The sequence below is a fragment of the Paenibacillus sp. YAF4_2 genome (assembly GCF_052113225.1).
In the GTDB taxonomy this organism is placed as follows: Bacteria; Bacillota; Bacilli; order Paenibacillales; family Paenibacillaceae; genus Pristimantibacillus.
In genome coordinates this window covers 248297-264545 of sequence record NZ_JBFRCT010000009.1, presented here as the reverse complement: position 1 = coordinate 264545, position 16249 = coordinate 248297, and the positions used below count along the sequence as shown (strand labels likewise).

The 16249-nt window shown below is 47.0% G+C and carries 14 protein-coding genes and 1 pseudogene; 5 read left to right on the top strand and 10 right to left on the bottom strand.

Going from position 1 to position 16249, the window contains the following annotated elements:
- The first annotated feature begins 134 nt into the window (after positions 1-134).
- Positions 135-1877, top strand: a complete 1743-nt coding sequence (locus AB4Y93_RS21460; RefSeq protein WP_441894908.1) for an Rqc2 family fibronectin-binding protein — start codon at positions 135-137, stop codon at positions 1875-1877.
- A gap of 366 nt (positions 1878-2243) precedes the next feature.
- Positions 2244-3661, top strand: a pseudogene (locus tag AB4Y93_RS21455) (IS1182 family transposase).
- A 180-nt stretch (positions 3662-3841) separates the two neighbouring features.
- Here the strand turns inward: AB4Y93_RS21455 and AB4Y93_RS21450 are convergent.
- From AB4Y93_RS21450 to AB4Y93_RS21410, 9 genes are all read right to left on the bottom strand, one after another.
- Positions 3842-4699, bottom strand: a complete 858-nt coding sequence (locus tag AB4Y93_RS21450; protein WP_441894906.1) for a PHP domain-containing protein — start codon at positions 4697-4699, stop codon at positions 3842-3844.
- Positions 4690-5601 carry a selenium metabolism-associated LysR family transcriptional regulator gene (locus AB4Y93_RS21445; RefSeq protein WP_441894905.1) on the bottom strand — a complete coding sequence of 304 codons (912 nt, stop codon included), beginning with the start codon at positions 5599-5601 and terminating at the stop codon, positions 4690-4692. Before AB4Y93_RS21445 ends, AB4Y93_RS21450 begins: the two co-directional genes overlap by 10 nt.
- A 104-nt stretch (positions 5602-5705) precedes the next feature.
- Positions 5706-6143, bottom strand: coding sequence for a hypothetical protein (locus tag AB4Y93_RS21440; protein ID WP_441894904.1), 438 nt, complete (start codon positions 6141-6143; stop codon positions 5706-5708).
- Between the two features lie 206 nt (positions 6144-6349).
- Positions 6350-6613, bottom strand: a complete 264-nt coding sequence (locus AB4Y93_RS21435) for a YlbG family protein (protein ID WP_167278205.1) — start codon at positions 6611-6613, stop codon at positions 6350-6352.
- Positions 6614-6650: 37 nt separating this feature from the next.
- Complete coding sequence (locus AB4Y93_RS21430) at positions 6651-7127, bottom strand: YlbF family regulator (RefSeq protein WP_441894902.1); 477 nt, start codon at positions 7125-7127, stop codon at positions 6651-6653.
- A gap of 73 nt (positions 7128-7200) precedes the next feature.
- Entirely contained in the window at positions 7201-8982 is a 1782-nt protein-coding gene (locus tag AB4Y93_RS21425; protein ID WP_441894900.1) for a helicase-associated domain-containing protein, read from the bottom strand.
- Positions 8983-8997: 15 nt separating this feature from the next.
- The gene (locus tag AB4Y93_RS21420) at positions 8998-10668 is read right to left on the bottom strand and encodes a DNA repair helicase XPB (RefSeq protein WP_441894898.1); all 1671 of its coding nucleotides are present in this window, start codon (positions 10666-10668) and stop codon (positions 8998-9000) included.
- A gap of 124 nt (positions 10669-10792) precedes the next feature.
- Positions 10793-11215, bottom strand: coding sequence for a CBS domain-containing protein (locus AB4Y93_RS21415; RefSeq protein ID WP_441894896.1), 423 nt, complete (start codon positions 11213-11215; stop codon positions 10793-10795).
- 55 nt (positions 11216-11270) lie between these two features.
- Positions 11271-12452 (bottom strand): M20 metallopeptidase family protein, encoded by a 1182-nt coding sequence (locus tag AB4Y93_RS21410; protein ID WP_441894894.1) that lies wholly within the window; start codon positions 12450-12452, stop codon positions 11271-11273.
- A 592-nt stretch (positions 12453-13044) separates the two neighbouring features.
- Here AB4Y93_RS21410 and AB4Y93_RS21405 point away from each other — a divergent pair.
- Both AB4Y93_RS21405 and ftsW read left to right on the top strand, forming a co-directional pair.
- A complete protein-coding gene (locus AB4Y93_RS21405; RefSeq protein WP_441894892.1) occupies positions 13045-13389 on the top strand; it encodes a YugN family protein in 345 nt (114 codons plus the stop codon).
- 1 nt (position 13390) lies between these two features.
- Entirely contained in the window at positions 13391-14563 is a 1173-nt protein-coding gene (gene ftsW / locus AB4Y93_RS21400) for a putative lipid II flippase FtsW (protein WP_441894891.1), read from the top strand.
- A gap of 61 nt (positions 14564-14624) precedes the next feature.
- Here ftsW and AB4Y93_RS21395 read toward each other — a convergent pair whose 3' ends face one another.
- A complete protein-coding gene (locus AB4Y93_RS21395; protein ID WP_441894889.1) occupies positions 14625-15008 on the bottom strand; it encodes an Asp23/Gls24 family envelope stress response protein in 384 nt (127 codons plus the stop codon).
- 178 nt (positions 15009-15186) lie between these two features.
- Here AB4Y93_RS21395 and cax point away from each other — a divergent pair, with 178 nt between their 5' ends.
- Positions 15187-16248: a calcium/proton exchanger gene (gene cax / locus AB4Y93_RS21390; RefSeq protein WP_441894887.1), complete on the top strand. Its 1062-nt coding sequence runs from the start codon at positions 15187-15189 to the stop codon at positions 16246-16248.
- Position 16249: the final 1 nt, after the last annotated feature.

Sequence of the window (16249 nt, the reverse complement as noted above, 5' to 3'; positions counted from 1 at the left end):
CCGAGCGCTCTCGGACAGCCTCTCAAGCCTAAATGTATTCGGACAAACTGCAAAATATCCCACTTAAGGACTTAAGTTTTTGCTTTAACTATGGCATGATAGAGAAAGACATATATTAAAGGAGATACAACCTCATGGCCTTAGACGGCATTGTTATACACGCACTAGTAGAAGAGTTACAGCGCTGCATTGGCGCTCGCATTCATAAGATCCACCAGCCAACGAACAATGAGCTCGTATTCAGCATTCGTGGTGCAGGCGCTCAAGGCAAGCTGCTCATATCCGCTAATCCGACTTATCCCCGTATACACTGGACAAGCGCAACCCACGTCAATCCCATGGAAGCGCCAATGTTCTGCATGCTTATGCGCAAATATTGCGAAGGAGCTACGATCGAAGCGGTTCGTCAGGTTGGACGCGAGAGAATCGTTCATATGGATGTAAGGCATCGGGATGAGCTGGGCGATATTTCATTTAGAACAATTGTTATCGAAATTATGGGACGCCACAGTAATATCATTCTGCTGGATCCGTCAACAGGTACGATACACGACGGCATTCATCATGTGACGCCTGCCATCAGTTCGTTCCGGATTGTTATGCCAGGCAGCCGCTATACCGCCCCTCCTGACCAAGGAAAAGCTGATCCGCTCGAAATGATGAATGAGGACCAGTTTCAAGCCGCAATAGCACAGAAAGATGCTCCTGAAGGAGCCGAGGTATTACCTCCTCAGCGGCAGCTTGTACAATCGTTCAGCGGGCTTAGCCCCCTGTTAGCAAAAGAAATCGTATATCGTGCAGAAACCGGGAGCGGTTCGCTCTGGAGCAGCTTCCAGACTCTCATGAACGAAGTACGGGACCATGTCTATAATCCAACAATTGCCATTGATGCCAATGGCAAAGCCTTCTTCTCTATTACGCCGCTTACTCATATCCAGGGCTCGTCTGAGTCATACGCAACAATAAGCGAATGCCTGGAAGCCTTCTATGGGGATAAAGCAGAGCGTGACACTGTAAAGCAGCGTGCGCTTGATCTGATTCGTTTCGTTCAGAATGAAAAGGCGAAGAACGAGAAGAAAATAGAAAAGCTCCAGGAAACGATTGATGAAGCTCAAGATGCGGATAAATACCGTGTGCTCGGTGAACTGTTAACAGCTTATATGCACCAGATTAACCGCGGAGATAATTCGGTCGAACTGATCAACTTCTACGATGAGGAGCAGGCTATCGTCAAGATTGATCTTGATGTGCAGCTTACGCCATCCGACAATGCCCAGCGTTATTTCCGCAAGTATACAAAGCAAAAGAACAGTATAGCAGTCGTTGAGGAACAAATGGCCATCGCTCAAGACGAGATCACTTACATGGAGACACTGCTGCAGCAGCTCGACAATGCGTCTCTTGCTGATATCGAGGAAATTAGAGAAGAGCTTGTAGAGCAAGGGTATCTTCGAAATAAGGTCAAACGTGGCCCGAAGCGCAAAAAAGCGGCAAAGCCGACCCTGCTCTGCTACACCTCGTCAGAAGGTGTCAGCATCTATGTAGGCAAGAACAATACGCAAAACGAATACTTAACAAACCGGCTCGCTTCCCCTTCTGATGTATGGCTGCATACCAAAGATATACCGGGTTCCCACGTGGTTATCCGCGGCGGTGATTTCGGTGATGTAACCCTCGAGGAAGCTGCTATGTTATCGGGCTATTACAGCCAGGCTCGGGAATCCAGCATGATCCCGGTCGATTACACCTTTATCCGCCATGTCCGTAAGCCAAGCGGCGCAAAGCCCGGTTTCGTCATCTATGATCATCAGAAGACCTTGTTCATCACCCCCGACGAGCAGAGGATTAAAGCATTGCCATCACGCAGTGTGAACTAAACAGCAAACGTCGGAGCTATCTCAAAAATATTCAATCGCCGAGACAGCTTACACTAGTATTGAAACTCAAACCAAAAGGGGGTGTCCCATAAGTCATTAATATGACGATGGGCACCCCCTTTTATTTGAGTTAAACAACAAACTACGCATTTAAATGTTCTTCCAATCGCCATTGTTCGGGGATTCCTTGAATCAACAAGGTAAGGTTGGAATCCCCTCACAAAAGCGAACGCTGACGCTTCTCCAGAATCATTTAAATGCTCCGTTTGCCTTTAACCTGTTCATGAAATGCTGAAACAAAAAGAAGCCAATCCTTGTTAAAATGGAGGTACCACCCAACCATTCTAAGTAAAGAGAGGCTTCTTTATGTACAAAGAATATACCATGGATCAGCTGTCCTTGCCAATGGACTTGCAAGAAGATATCCCCGAAAATCATCTCGTTCGCGTCATCAACGACGCAGTCAACCGTTTAGATATGAGTCTCTTCACCAAAGCTTATCCCGGAGGTGGCCGGGACAGCTACCACCCCAAAATGCTCCTGAAGGTTATCATTTATGCCTATACGCAGCGCATTTATTCCTCTCGCCAAATCGCGAAAGCAGTACGCGAGAACATCATGTTTATGTGGCTGGCTGCTAGGCAACACCCAGATTTCCGCACCATCAACCGTTTCCGTTCTGAACGCATGAAAGATGTGCTGAAGACTATCTTTACAGCTGTTCTTCAGTTTCTCATTGAAGAAAACTACGTCAAGCTCGACCATTACTTCGTAGATGGAACGAAGATCGAAGCGAATGCAAATCGCTACACCTTTGTTTGGGGCAAAGCGGTCGTCAAACAGAAACAGAAGCTGCAAGAAAAGGTGCAGACCTTGTTCGCTGCCATTGATGAGGCAGAAAAGCAGGAAGACCAAGCACTGAAAAACGCGGACCTCCCTGAACTCGGAGAGGCTTCCTCCATCACGAGTGAGAAGCTGGAGCAGGCTGTTCAGCAACTTGAAAATAAGCTTCAAGAAAAGCCAAAGAACAAACCGCTAAAGAAAGCCGTTCGCCTTGTACGGAATGACCTTCTGCCACGCCTGCAGAGATATGAAAATCAGCAGGAAGCACTCGGAAGCTGTAACAGTTTCAGTAAAACCGACCCCGATGCCACGTTCATGCGCATGAAAGAAGACCACATGCGTAATGGCCAGTTGAAACCAGGCTATAACGTGCAGATCGGAACAGAGGATCAGTTCATCCTCAGCTACAGCCTTCACCAACGCCCAACAGATACGCGCTGCCTCAAGCCGCACCTAGATCAAGTGAAGGCTTCGCTTGGTCAATTGCCGGGAACTATCATCGCAGATGCTGGTTATGGGAGCGAAGAAAACTATGCATATTTAGAATCTGAGGAACAACGGGCACTAGTAAAATATAATACCTACCACAAAGAAAACACCAAAGCATGGCAACAAGACATTAGCAAATTCGAGAATTGGTCGTACGACGAGCGGGAAGACATGTGGACATGTGCAGCAGGACAGAAACTCCTATTCCGTTATGAAAGCAGAAGTACCACGGAAAGCGGATATGAAATCACAACTCGCCATTATCGTAGCTTTTCATGTGAAGGCTACCCATTAAAAGAACGATGCACGAAGGCACAAGGCGACCGTGAAATAAAGGTCAGCATGAAATATTTTCGCCTGTCAGCCTGGAGGTCGGGTGGCTTTCACTTGCCCACAATTTGCTGAAGAAAGCAGCAAGAGATCTAAAAACAAAAATAGCAGTGCAGGGATAGCCCTTGCACTGCTATTTTTATAGAAATTACACTGATGCGAGCCGTTTCTCCAGCGAGCGAACCCCTTTTGAGACGGCCCCTTTTTTTGGCTTTAAGATTCTAAATAGTAGGTTAACGCAAGACGGAGCAATTCGAATGATTCTGGAGAAGCAGAGTTTATCCTTACTTTATAACCTATTTCTATTTGGAATCTGGTTTTAACTGTTCAAGCACAGCAGCGTCTACTGTCCTGCTGCCGAGTTCACCATGGAATACTTTCCCTTGACGTTCACCGTGAAAATCGGAGCCGCCTGTCATGATCAGTCCATGCCGCTCGGCAATCTGTCGGTACCGCTCTTCCTCTTCGGGACCATGATCGGAGTGATAGACCTCTATGCCTTGAATCCCTTTGCTTATTAACTGCTCGACAAGATCATCACGGCCGTATAAGCCGGGATGAGCGATACTACTTGTGCCTCCCGCTTCACGGATCCATTCTATCGCTTCAAAGGGATGTAGTCGTGGAGGATTCACATATGCAGCGCCGCCTTCGGCCAAATAACGGTCAAAAGCTTCTGTCATGGTGGCCACGACACCTTTCCGAATGAGCTGCTCGGCAATATGCGGCCTTCCAATTGTTTTTCCTTTGCCGCTGCCAGCTCCTGCTTGTTCTGCAGCAATCTGTTCTACTTCCTGCATGGAGATCGCTACGCCAAGCTCCACAAGCCGATCGACGATCATCTCATTACGTCTGCCGCGTGTCTTCCGAAGTCCTGCCAAACGCTCCTGCCACACTTCATCCTGCCCATTCGCATAATAAGCAAGAATATGAATATCACGGCCATCGGCAACCGTGCTCAGCTCAATACCAGGCACAACGATAATCCCTAGCTTCTGCCCTTCGGCAATCGCTTCCTCGACTCCTGCCATCGTGTCATGATCTGTAATGGCTACTGCAGCAAGGCCTGTCGCCTTTGCGCGGGCAACAACGGCTGAAGGAGACATCGTTCCATCGGAAGCCGTTGTGTGGGCGTGTAAATCTGCTCTTCCTACAACCATTGCTGCAAATCCTTCTCTCTTAAGAAAGTTAGGAACGTCACTGCCGAGATCGGCAGCAGAGTTGATTTCTGATAAATCGAATAGAACTGTCGTTTAAATCTGGTGTCTGCGATCGGCACTACATGCAGGAGACCTAATGCTACCTCATGTTTGATCGATGATTCAGAGACGAAGGACACGCCAAGACCTGCTTCTACAGCCGACTTAACCGCCCCTGTACTGCCAAGCTCCATAACGATTTTCAAATCAGCTGGATCGATATTTTTACGCTTCAGCTGCTCCTCCATAACAAGACGCGTGCCGGAGCCTTGCTCCCGCAGTACAAACGGATATTCCGCTACTTCATCCAGCAGAACCGTAGAACGTTTAGAAAGTGGATGGTCTTTAGGAACAATCAGCTTCAATTCATCGCTCATGACCGCTTCCATCTGCATATCAGGATGGTTCACAGGTGCTTCTATCAAGCCAAATGTAAGCTGATGATTCATAATCTCTTCCATAATCTGTGCTGTATTCATAACCTTCATGCTGATCGCTATATCTGGAAACGTCTGCCCAAAAGGTCCAAGCAGGCGCGGCAATATGTACTCTCCAATGGTCAGACTGGCTCCAAGCAGCAGCCTTCCCTTTAACTGTGCAGTAAAGGTAGACATCGCTTGATCCGTGTCACGAATCAGCTCAATGCTTCTTCTCGCATAAGGCATTAACGCCCGACCTGCTTCTGTCAAGTCAATTCGTTTGGTCGATCGCTGCAGCAGCTTGGTTCCAAAATAATCCTCAAGAGACTGAACTTGCATCGTAACTGCTGGTTGTGTCATATGCAGCGATTGGGCGGCCGCAGAGAAGCTCCCCCGTTCAGCTACCGTATAAAAAATATGAAGTTGATGAAAATTAAGCGCCATCTGTCCGACCTTCCTCTCTTCTTAGCGGTTATTATACTACAATCGAAAGCAAAAAAGCGCAGCATCCTTAAGTTCAGAATGCTGCGCCAACCGCAATGCTTTGATTATTTTCTCTTACGACTGTTTTTCACCAAGGTCATACGTCTCGAATGACGGAGCCAGGAATAATACGACTTCAAGTCACGCAATTCTATCGTCTCAGACATACGCCCTAGGAAGGTAACGATGATCATCTTGTGAAGTGGATTGCCTAGCAGATCAAGATCGGTCTCAGATGTTGCAAACTCCGCTACAAATACCAGATCATCATCTATCAGATAAACATCCTCTTCATTACGATAATAGGGCTCAATTCGATCTTGTTTCAGGCATTCCCATAAAAACTCCGCGATATCCTCATATCCCGTCTTCTCGCTCTCAACCCGATCTACCCACCGGCTCCTGGCATGGTTTGTAATGACGATGTCTGCTACTTTCTTATCGCCCAATTCGACATAAAAAGTTTCATAAGTGCTCCATCTTCTAGTCATTTTGTCCTTCATCGCCCATCACACCCCCGTCTTAGGAACCAGGACTTTTTTACCAATTTATTATGTATATCAGTATTTTACCATGTTCGTCCGAGATATCAACAAAAAAATAAACTAAGACCAAAAATGTAATTATTTGTAAAACCTAATAAAAGAAAGAAGATCGCCGTACATGGTCACATCGTGTACCAGCGATCTTCCGAGTAATAATATTTTTATTACATGCTATAAAATCTTGTTTTATCTTCATTATCTTTCGTGTACTCGGTTTTCAGTTCATTTCGGTAGGACCGCTCTACCTTACGGACGAATGGAAGACGGCTAATGCTCTTCACTGCTTCCTCCGCACGCTCAGCGTTCATGTATATGACTACATAATGCATCTTTCGTGACATATAATGAACGGTTCCGTACTTTTCCAGCGTCCTTGCCGCTTTCAGATCACTGACCCAAATAATATAACCTGTACGTTCCGGTAACAACATCTATTCCCTCCGTCGAGTCAAGTCAAGCAAAGGGCTAGCCGCAGCCGCCGCTTCCACAGCTACATGATCCGCCGCTTCCGCAGCCGCCCGTTTTCCCTTCATTGCCCGGTACCTTGATCGTATCAGATACCGATTCCGCAATCGTGCGTGATACATCATACAGCATTGTATCTACCATTTGCTCGGCCAGCTTGAAACGTTTAACCGCTTCGATCTGGTCCAGCTCCCGCTCGATTTGCTTTACTTTGTCCTTAGCTGAATGGTAATCCGGATGAAATCTGCCGAATCGCTCGCATTCCGAGAACAGCTCCTTCGCTTTCTCGAATTGTTTGGACAATTGCTTCACCTGATCGTCCTGGTGTACAGCTTCTTTCCAATATAGATAATCAGCAACTTCCGCTGATTGAATAATCTGATCACCTAGCTCGTACGCACACAGCAGCAGCGACGCCATGTCCAGCGAAGAAACACCGCTTGCACCATTTTCAGACAGAACCGTGGTCGTTGGCATTTGTTCACCTCTTTTTCTTAAACGCTTACTTCCATTCTATCATATCATAATCATTCAACGAATAGATACAATTTTACACAAATCCACTCGCTCCCGGAACAACCAACTTCATCCCCTGCCACATTTCCGGGGTTAAGCAAACTTCCCGATGCGTATGATCCTCCCTCAAAATGCCGGTGACAGTCCAGCTCCCATCCAGCCTTTCCAGCTTGGCAGGAACAAAGGCCACAACAGACTCATCAAAGCTTAGTTGAACCGGTGTCTGCCAGCTCAAAGCTTTCTCCAATATTTCAAGACGAGTCGAATGATGGTAAGACCTTAACTGCTGAATCCAGCTTAATGGCACTCGATCCAGTTCGGGTAGGAATCTCTCGATGGTAAAATCCTCGTGGTTCATAAGCTCATAGTTCTCCAGCGTTTGGAGAGGAGACTTTAGGACGATCTCTCTCGCTGATTGAGCAGTAAGCGGCATTTGCGGATACGAACGAAAGCGCTCCACTTTCAGCGTCTCCTGGCCTGCCCCCTGCTTTCCCCAGTCAGCAAGACTAGATTCTAACAAGGGGGATAATGGAGCATGCGCAGATGCCATATGTAAAAAGGTCATAATTGACGAAATCGTCCGACCGTATTCCAATGCCCTTCCTATCGATTGGCGAGTCAGCTGCCAGATCGAGATATGATCATCGCTTTTCCGCTCAGCAATGAGCTCCAGCTCCCAGCGAATGCTGTAGTGACAGCCTGGAAGCACAATGATATCGCCATTTGGCTCCAGTAGAATGGGTTCAAATGAATTTTCTCCTCGCTGTTTTTCGAGCAAATCCTGAGGTCGGATCGTCCAGCGCAGCAACTTCTCACTTTCCGTATGCGCCAGCTCTATCCAGCCTAATGTGCGGAGAAGGTTCAGCCAGCCTACCCAGTTCGATTGAGCTCCCCATTCACTTGCTTCCAATCCTAAACGATTAAGCTGCCTTTCTAATTCCAGCTCGGAATACCATACTCCAGGAGCTAGACGAACAAGGAGAGCAGCCGGATTACGGGCATTCGCCAGCAGTTCATCCAAACACCACCGGAGCAGATGAGCCTCGCGTAATGCTTCGGATTGATTCATCCAAGCAGTAAGGGTGTCCTCCTCCCATTTCAGCCTGCCGTCAGCACGAGTCAGTACGCCTAGTTGGAAGCTAAGCTTCAGCACAAAAGAGACTACCAGCGAGTATGGGTCCTCAAACTCAGCCTGCCAGCCGGCTTGCATTAGGTCCGAGTCGGTCAAACAGATTGCCTGCGCTATTTTAGCAACTGTTTTTTTGGGGAGGGTACCCTTTGTCGTTAGCCCGAGTCCAGATCGTGCCAACTCCGCCCAGGCAGCAAGCAGCTGTCTGCCAAGCAGCATATTAGGCGACTCCTCCTGCTTCTGTTCCCAGTGCCCATAGCCGCTATTAATAGCTGAGGGCTCTACATTAATCGGGAACAATACCTGATGCCATATAATAAAGCAATCGCTTGGCAATGCATATAAACGTTCCCCCCAACCTTTGCGAAGTGCAAAGAGTATCCCGGCATTTTGTAATTGGATAAGCCCATAACGAAATTCCGCGCCTGACAAATCCGTTCGGAGTGCTCCTGATGAAAAAAGCCGTTCCTCGTGAACAGGACCGGCTCCAAAGCAACTATAGAATACACGCAAGACAGCGACACTTGCTTTATCCATCCGGTCAACTGCCGCCTTTACAGACGGCTTATCCATAACAGCCTCTTCCCAGCTAAGCTTGTGCGAAGCAGCGTCTATCCAAAAGGGAGAATGCATGAATTGCTGCTTTGCATGGTTTGTCAGCTTTTCCGACCAGTCTTTCACAAACACGAAGTGATTCCTCCCTTAATAAGGTGATTTCTCGAGCTCGTATTGATAGCCTTGCTCCAGCAGAAAGAGCTGTCGTCTCGCGGCATAATCGGTTTCACTCGTGTCGTCAGACACAACGGTATAAAACCAAGCCTCATTTAGTCCATCTTTCGGACGTAATATCCTTCCAATACGCTGTGCCTCTTCCTGTCTTGAGCCATAGCTTCCTGAGATTTGAATGGCAACAGCTGCATCTGGCAGGTCTACTGCAAAATTCGCCACCTTCGAAACAGCAAGGACCGGAACCTCTCCAGACTTAAATTGCTCATACAAGGTTTGACGTTCCTCCTGAGGCAGCTCACCTGTAATGACCGGCACCTTCAGGGTGTCCGCAATGGCATGCAGCTGGTTCAAATATTGTCCAATTATGAGTGTTGGTGTGCCATTATGCCGTTCCAGAAGCTGCCTCACAACGGCGACCTTACCGGGATTCTCTGCTGCAAGCCGAAGTCTAGAACGTTTCTCTGCGGAATGATAAAGCTCAGACATCCCTTGATCCAGCGGCACACGAATTTCTGTGCATTTGACGGCAGCAATATGACCCTCCGCTTCGACTGTTTTCCATTGCAGTTCAAATTGCTTAGGTCCAATTAATGAGAATACATCCTCTTCACAGCCGTCCTCGCGAACCAAAGTAGCTGTCAGACCCAGTCTTCTAGTTGCTTGGATTTCAGCTGTCATACGGAACACAGGGGCAGGCAAAAGATGTACTTCGTCGTATATAATGAGACCCCAATCCCGCTCCGAGAATAACTTCATATGACTAAAGGAATCCTTCTTTGATTTACGGTGGGTCAGAATCTGATAGGTTGCAATGGTAACCGGTCGAACCTGCTTCGAAGCTCCTGTATATTCGCCTACTTCCGATGGCTGGAGCGTTGTTTTATCAAGCAATTCTTCTTTCCACTGCTGCACGCTGGTTGCGTTGGATGTTAAGATCAGCGTTGCGCTGTTCAGCCTCGCGAGTGCAGCGATGCCAACAATCGTTTTGCCTGCTCCGCATGGAAGTACGATAACACCGCTGCCGCCCTGGATCGTACCTTCTTTATAAAAGAGCTCAACCGCCTGCCGCTGATAATCCCGTAAGAAGAAAGGCTTCCCTTGCAAGGTGGCTGGCCGCAATGCAACTGACAAAGCCTCCCCTGTGTGGTAGCCTGCAAGATCAAGAACCGGGTAACCTAGACGGATAAGCTCTTGTTTAAGCTGGCCTCGATATTCGGGATTAACTGCCCAAGCCCCTCCGCTAGATCGTTCCCCTAAACATTCAAATATCGCCTTATGAGCAGCAAGCTCATTCAGAAGGACTTCCTCACCAGCAAGCAAAAGCTTGTCTTCGTATATCTCGAGCCGCAGCTTGCCGTACCGATCCATAAGCTTACGTATATTAGACTCCATAACACCAGGAATACCGTATCTCGCATAGCTTCTTAGTGATTCAATAATTACCTGTGCATCCATGCCTGATGAAGCAGCATTCCATAAGGATAAAGAAGAAATTTTATACGTATGCCAATTTCCCGGCCGCTTGATCAGCTCGGCGAACAAGCATAGCTTCTTACGTGCTTCCTCCGATCGCGGATGCTCGTAATCAAGCAGCACCGTCATATCGGACTGAACGATTAACGGTAGATCTTGCTTTTCCAACATTACGATCCCCCCATGATAAAAGCAGTAACCACTTCCCTCACAGTATGCAAAATTATCCATCATTTTATACGGAAAACGGGACTCTCCCGTGGCTGCTGCTCCCGGAAGAATCCCGTTCATTCATTTAATGCACATGCTCTGATATCTTATTAAGTGCTGTGCCGGCCTCCTGAATAAAGGAATCCCGGACCGCCAAATCTCCAATAGCTACAACACCAACCAAATGACCGTTATCAATCACAGGGAGACGGCGTATTTGGTGCTCAGCCATCAGGTCCACCGCTTCTTCTATAGAAGTGTCTGGAGTGACCGTGAGAAGCTCCGTTGTCATTACAGTCTCGACATCCGTTGAACCGGAATGCTTCTCCGCGTATCCCCGTACCACTAAATCCCGGTCGGTTACAGCACCGATCAGCTTTGTACCATCTACAATAGGAATAAATCCAATATCATTTTGCTTCATTAATACGGCTAGTTCATAAACATTGTCCAGTAAGGTTGCCGTTATACACGGCGAGGACATAACATCTTTGATCATATTGCGCATGACTGTAAGCCTCCCCAATCGAATCTTCGATTAGGATAACCATCCTATAGGGACATCATCCTGCGACAAAATCTTCCGCCATCTGAATAAGCAATTGAGCAGAATGGACCATCCCACGTTCATCGATATCAAAACGCGGATGATGATGGGCAAACGTCGCTCCAACCTCTTCATTGCCTGCACCTACGAACATAAAGCATCCCGGTACCTGCTCCAGATAATACGAAAAGTCTTCAGCGACCATCATCGCTTCCGATTGAATGGTATTCGCTTCTCCGAATAATTCTCCCGAAACACGGAAGAACCGGCTCGCTTCCTTCTCATCATTAACAACCGGCGGATAGCCGATTCGCATGTGATAATCAAATTTCGCCCCATGCATACTGCATGTATGATTAATAATTTGTTCGAGCCTCGCATGTGTGAGTTGGCGGGTTTCTTCATCAAATGTGCGCACAGTACCTTTCATCACACAGCGTTCAGCAATAACATTATTCGTCGTCCCTGCTTGGAATGAACCGATAGTTATTACTGCTGGTTTGAGCGGATCGACATTACGTCCTACAATAGATTGAACAGCTTGCACCAAGGAAGACCCAATAACAATCGTATCCACTGTCTTATGCGGCATGCCGCCATGTCCGCCAAGGCCAATTATCTCTAATGTAAATTCATCAGCTGCCGCCATGAATGGTCCTGGCTTTGTCGAGGTAGCTCCAAATGGAATTGGTGCCCACAAATGTACACCATAGATCGCGTCTACACCCTCAAGTACACCATCTTCAATCATCCTGACAGCACCGCCAGGTGTTTGTTCTTCAGCTGGCTGGAATAATAAACGGCGTTCGCCGGCGAGCTCTGCTTTATGCTGCTGATAATAACAAGCGACAGCAAGCAAAGCCGCTGTATGCCCATCATGCCCGCATGCGTGCATAACACCCGGTACCTTCGAGCGATATTCGCAGTCTTTCTCATCTTGAATGGGAAGTGCGTCGATGTCAGCACGCAGTGCCACAACTGGACCCGGCAAATCTCCTTTAATTGTCACAAGCAGACCATGTCCGCCTACACCTTCAAGAACCTCACAGCCAAATGCTTTCAATTGTTCTGCAATCCAACGAGAAGTATGTACCTCTTGGAAAGACAGCTCCGGATTTTGATGGAGATGTCTGCGCCACCGGACCATATCCGGATAAAGACGCTGCAGCTGCTCCTTTATATAGCCGCTTGTCTTCATGTAAGCATACCTCCTTAAGAGTTTGTGAAACAAACTCACTTCGTAAGCTTAAGCTTAGAGTTTGTGAAACAAACTCACTTCGTAAGCATTAACCTAAAGTTTTGTAGAACAAACTCACTTCGTAAGCATTAACCTAAAGTTTTGTGAAACAAACTCACTTCGTAAGCATTAGCCTAAAGTTTTGTGGAACAAAACTACTTCGTAAGCATTAATCTAAAGTTTTGTGGAACAAAACTACTTCGTAAGCATTAATCTAAAGTTTTGTGGAACAAAACTACTTCGTAAGCATTAGCCTAAGTTTTGTGGAACAGAATGTTAGCGAAGGTTGTTTCGAGTCGAGTCTGACTTTTGCGCGTTTGTTTCCACAGATATTCATTTATCTAATAAAGAAACAAACCGCAAGGAAGACTCGACCGAAACAACCGGAGCATCCTTTTCAATCTATTCTAACAGAACGAAGCGATGCGGCATAGGCATAGCGGTTGCTCATCGAGAGTAAGGCTTGCGCTGACTGGGGAAACATACTATCATGGGAAAAGAATGTACAAGTAAACAAGCAAATATTAGAAGCAACTTATAGGAGGAAATAACGATGATTATTGAAAACTCGGGCCTTGACGGCCTTCAAAGCGATTTGGCTCATCTGGACGATTCTGCCGAGCAGCTTGGCTTTGTCCGTTGGCAGTGGGAGTACTATCGCGCTACATACGATCTCAAATTAGAGGATCCAGCAACGCAATCTGAGTACTTCCTTCGTATCAACACTCGTGCGGTTGAAGGCAAGCTCGAGAATCCTAATGCTGTACTTGCTATTGAACACGTATACATTGGTAAAGCAACTTTCCCTCATGGCCTTGAATATGAATCGCCAGTTCCACAGCCATTGATGGCGATTGCAAATCAACGCCTTAATCAACTGAAACAGCTTCTTGCCTAGTATGAAGAAGACTCCGCAGAATGGCAGTCGTGGAAGACCGGACTTTCTGCTTCTTATTTTAACGCTTCTGCTCGTAGGCTTTGGACTTGTTATGGTGTTCAGCGCAAGCTCGAACATTGCACTTGTATCATCAGAATTCAATAATGACGCTTTATATTTTACGAAGCGACAGCTAATGTGGGCGGTTCTCGGGATCTTCTCGATGCTTTTCCTCATGAATCTGCCCTATACCGTCTTCAAGCGGGGATTTCTAATCTTATTTATCCCCGTTCTATTTATGTTGATGATCGTACCATTCACCTCTTCGAACATTAATGGCGCACATAGCTGGTTTAATCTTGGCCCTTTTAGCTTCCAACCTACGGAACCGGCCAAGCTCGCAATAATCCTTTACTTAGGAGCACTCATCTCCAAGAAAAGCGAGAAGTTTCGGGACTTCAAGAAAGGGCTGCTGCCGGTTCTTCTCATAGTGGGATTGATCTGTGGTCTTATTATGTTACAACCGGATCTAGGCTCTTGTCTGGTACTAGCCTCATGTGCTGCAATTATGATCATTGCAGGTGGGGCTAATCTGAAGCAAGTAGGCCTTGTTGGCAGTATACTCGGGATTATTCTACTTATCTTGGTCAGCATTAGTATGGCAACTAATCCTAATAGCTACCGAATTGCCCGATTTACAGCCTTCCTCGATCCGCTTGCAGATCAACAAAATACCAGCTTCCAGCTGGTATCCTCCCTGCAGGCGCTTGGACATGGTGGGTTTATGGGGGCGGGCTTCGGAGAGAGCGTTCAAAAGTTGCACTACTTGGATTACCCTTATAATGACTTTATCTTTTCCGTCATAGCTGAGGAACTTGGATTTATCGGTGCAAGCTTGTTTCTCTTGTTCTTCCTGATTTTCCTCTGGCGGGCACTCATTGTTGCTCTTCGCTGTCCGGATCAATATGGGACCATTGTTGGAGTAGGTATTGTCGGATTGTTCGGCATGCAAGCCTTCATTAATGTCGGCGGGGTAACAGGCGCTATTCCACTTACGGGTGTAACGCTGCCATTTGTCAGCTATGGAGGCTCTTCCCTCTTAGTCTGTCTTATGTGCATGGGGGTGCTTCTCAGCATTTCCAGAGAAGCGAACAAGCAGGACAAGCCAGTACGCTCCAAACGCACTCATACATAAAAAAGGCTGAACCGTTCAAATGAACGAATTCAGCCTTTTTTATGTATGTTGGTCTTTAAGACTATTTCAACCGATGTTGCGGCTCTTCCGACGTTTCTTCTTCTTTGAAAGCAACGCCTTCCACCTTTACATTAACTTCTACGACGTTAAGACCAGTCATATTCTCAACGGACTCACGTACATTCAGCTGCAGCTGTCTGCACACCTCTTGAATCGGAATGCCATAATGAATGATGATGCGAAGATCGATCGCCGCCTCAAGCTGACCTACTTCTACCGATACACCTTTTTGAACGTTTTTACCGCTAAGCCGCTTCGCGAGCCCTTCGGAGATCCCGCCTGACATTCCGGCAATGCCTGGAGTCTCAAGCGCTGCGAGTCCCGCAATCGTTGCCACTACATCGTCTGAAATACGGATAATGCCTGTTTGAAGGTCCTCGTTCATTTCATTCCACTCCTCAATTTGCCATATATCATTATTGTAATGGATGGCTCAGCGTGAAGCAAGAAAGGAAGTTCATCTTCGATAGACAAGTGTACATTATTTATGGAAAAGTTTACATGGTTGTCTTTTTTCGTTATGATAATAATGATTTTTAGACATAGTTGAAGAGGTGGAATTGGTGAGACAGAATTTGTTTTACGGCGGATTAATCGTTATGTTCGCCTTAAGTGCTATCGGGCATTTCGCCCACTGGGACATGACGGTTCAATTTATCATTTCTGCCATCGCTGTTGTATTCGTGGCTGGCTTTCTTGGCAAGGCAACCGAGAGTGTTGCCCACTACGCGGGACAACGGCTTGGCGGGTTCCTTAACGCCACATTTGGTAACGCGGCGGAACTGATTATCGCGATTTTCCTCGTTAAAGAGGGCTTGTTCGATACGGTAAAAGCAAGTATTACCGGCTCGATTATTGGTAACCTGCTTCTCGTTCTCGGGCTTAGCCTTCTAGCAGGCGGCATCAAGTTCAAACAGCAGTTCTTCAATAATCAACTGGCCGAGCATAACGCAACACTTATGATTATGGCTGTAATTGGGTTGTTTGTACCAGCTGTCTTTGTTGGGGCCGAACACTTCACCTTGAACAAGGATCACTTTCTAAGTATTACCGTTGCCTGTATCCTGATCGTATCTTATATCCTGTGGCTTGTATTCTCTATGATTACGCATAAGGATGTACTTGCGGACAAAGAAATGAATGCCGATCATGGCGAGGAACCAGCCTGGTCGAAAGGTTTATCCATTATATTGCTGCTTGTCGCAACCGTTATGGTTGCATTCGTCAGCGAATGGCTTGTCCATACGCTTGACAGCTTCTCGGACAAATTCGGCTTATCCGAGCTGTTCGTTGGGGCATTCGTGATCGCGATTATCGGTAATGCAGCTGAACATAGTGCAGCGGTTATGCTGGCGATGAAGAATAAAATCGGTGCAGCAGTTGAGATCGCGATCGGCAGCAGCTTGCAGATAGCCCTATTTGTTGCTCCAGTGTTAATCTTGCTTAGCACAGTAATGGGCGGCCAGACGATGGACATCATCTTCTCCCCTATTGAATTAACCGCCATTGGGGTATCGGTATTTATTGCGAAGTCGGTATCGAGGGATGGTACGACGAACTGGTACGAGGGTTTCCTCTTACTTATGGTGTATGTCATTCTAGGTGTTGCCTTCTATCTCGTATAAG

Excerpts from the sequence above, each read along its gene's own strand:
- AB4Y93_RS21460 (WP_441894908.1), top strand. The coding sequence starts at position 135 with ATGGCCTTAGACGGCATTGTTATACACGCACTAGTAGAAGAGTTACAG.
- AB4Y93_RS21450 (WP_441894906.1), bottom strand. The coding sequence starts at position 4,699 with ATGGTTGTAGGAAGAGCAGATTTACACGCCCACACAACGGCTTCCGAT.
- AB4Y93_RS21445 (WP_441894905.1), bottom strand. The coding sequence starts at position 5,601 with ATGGCGCTTAATTTTCATCAACTTCATATTTTTTATACGGTAGCTGAA.
- AB4Y93_RS21440 (WP_441894904.1), bottom strand. The coding sequence starts at position 6,143 with ATGAAGGACAAAATGACTAGAAGATGGAGCACTTATGAAACTTTTTAT.
- AB4Y93_RS21430 (WP_441894902.1), bottom strand. The coding sequence starts at position 7,127 with ATGCCAACGACCACGGTTCTGTCTGAAAATGGTGCAAGCGGTGTTTCT.
- AB4Y93_RS21420 (WP_441894898.1), bottom strand. The coding sequence starts at position 10,668 with ATGTTGGAAAAGCAAGATCTACCGTTAATCGTTCAGTCCGATATGACG.
- AB4Y93_RS21415 (WP_441894896.1), bottom strand. The coding sequence starts at position 11,215 with ATGCGCAATATGATCAAAGATGTTATGTCCTCGCCGTGTATAACGGCA.
- AB4Y93_RS21410 (WP_441894894.1), bottom strand. The coding sequence starts at position 12,452 with ATGAAGACAAGCGGCTATATAAAGGAGCAGCTGCAGCGTCTTTATCCG.
- AB4Y93_RS21405 (WP_441894892.1), top strand. The coding sequence starts at position 13,045 with ATGATTATTGAAAACTCGGGCCTTGACGGCCTTCAAAGCGATTTGGCT.
- ftsW (WP_441894891.1), top strand. The coding sequence starts at position 13,391 with ATGAAGAAGACTCCGCAGAATGGCAGTCGTGGAAGACCGGACTTTCTG.
- AB4Y93_RS21395 (WP_441894889.1), bottom strand. The coding sequence starts at position 15,008 with ATGAACGAGGACCTTCAAACAGGCATTATCCGTATTTCAGACGATGTA.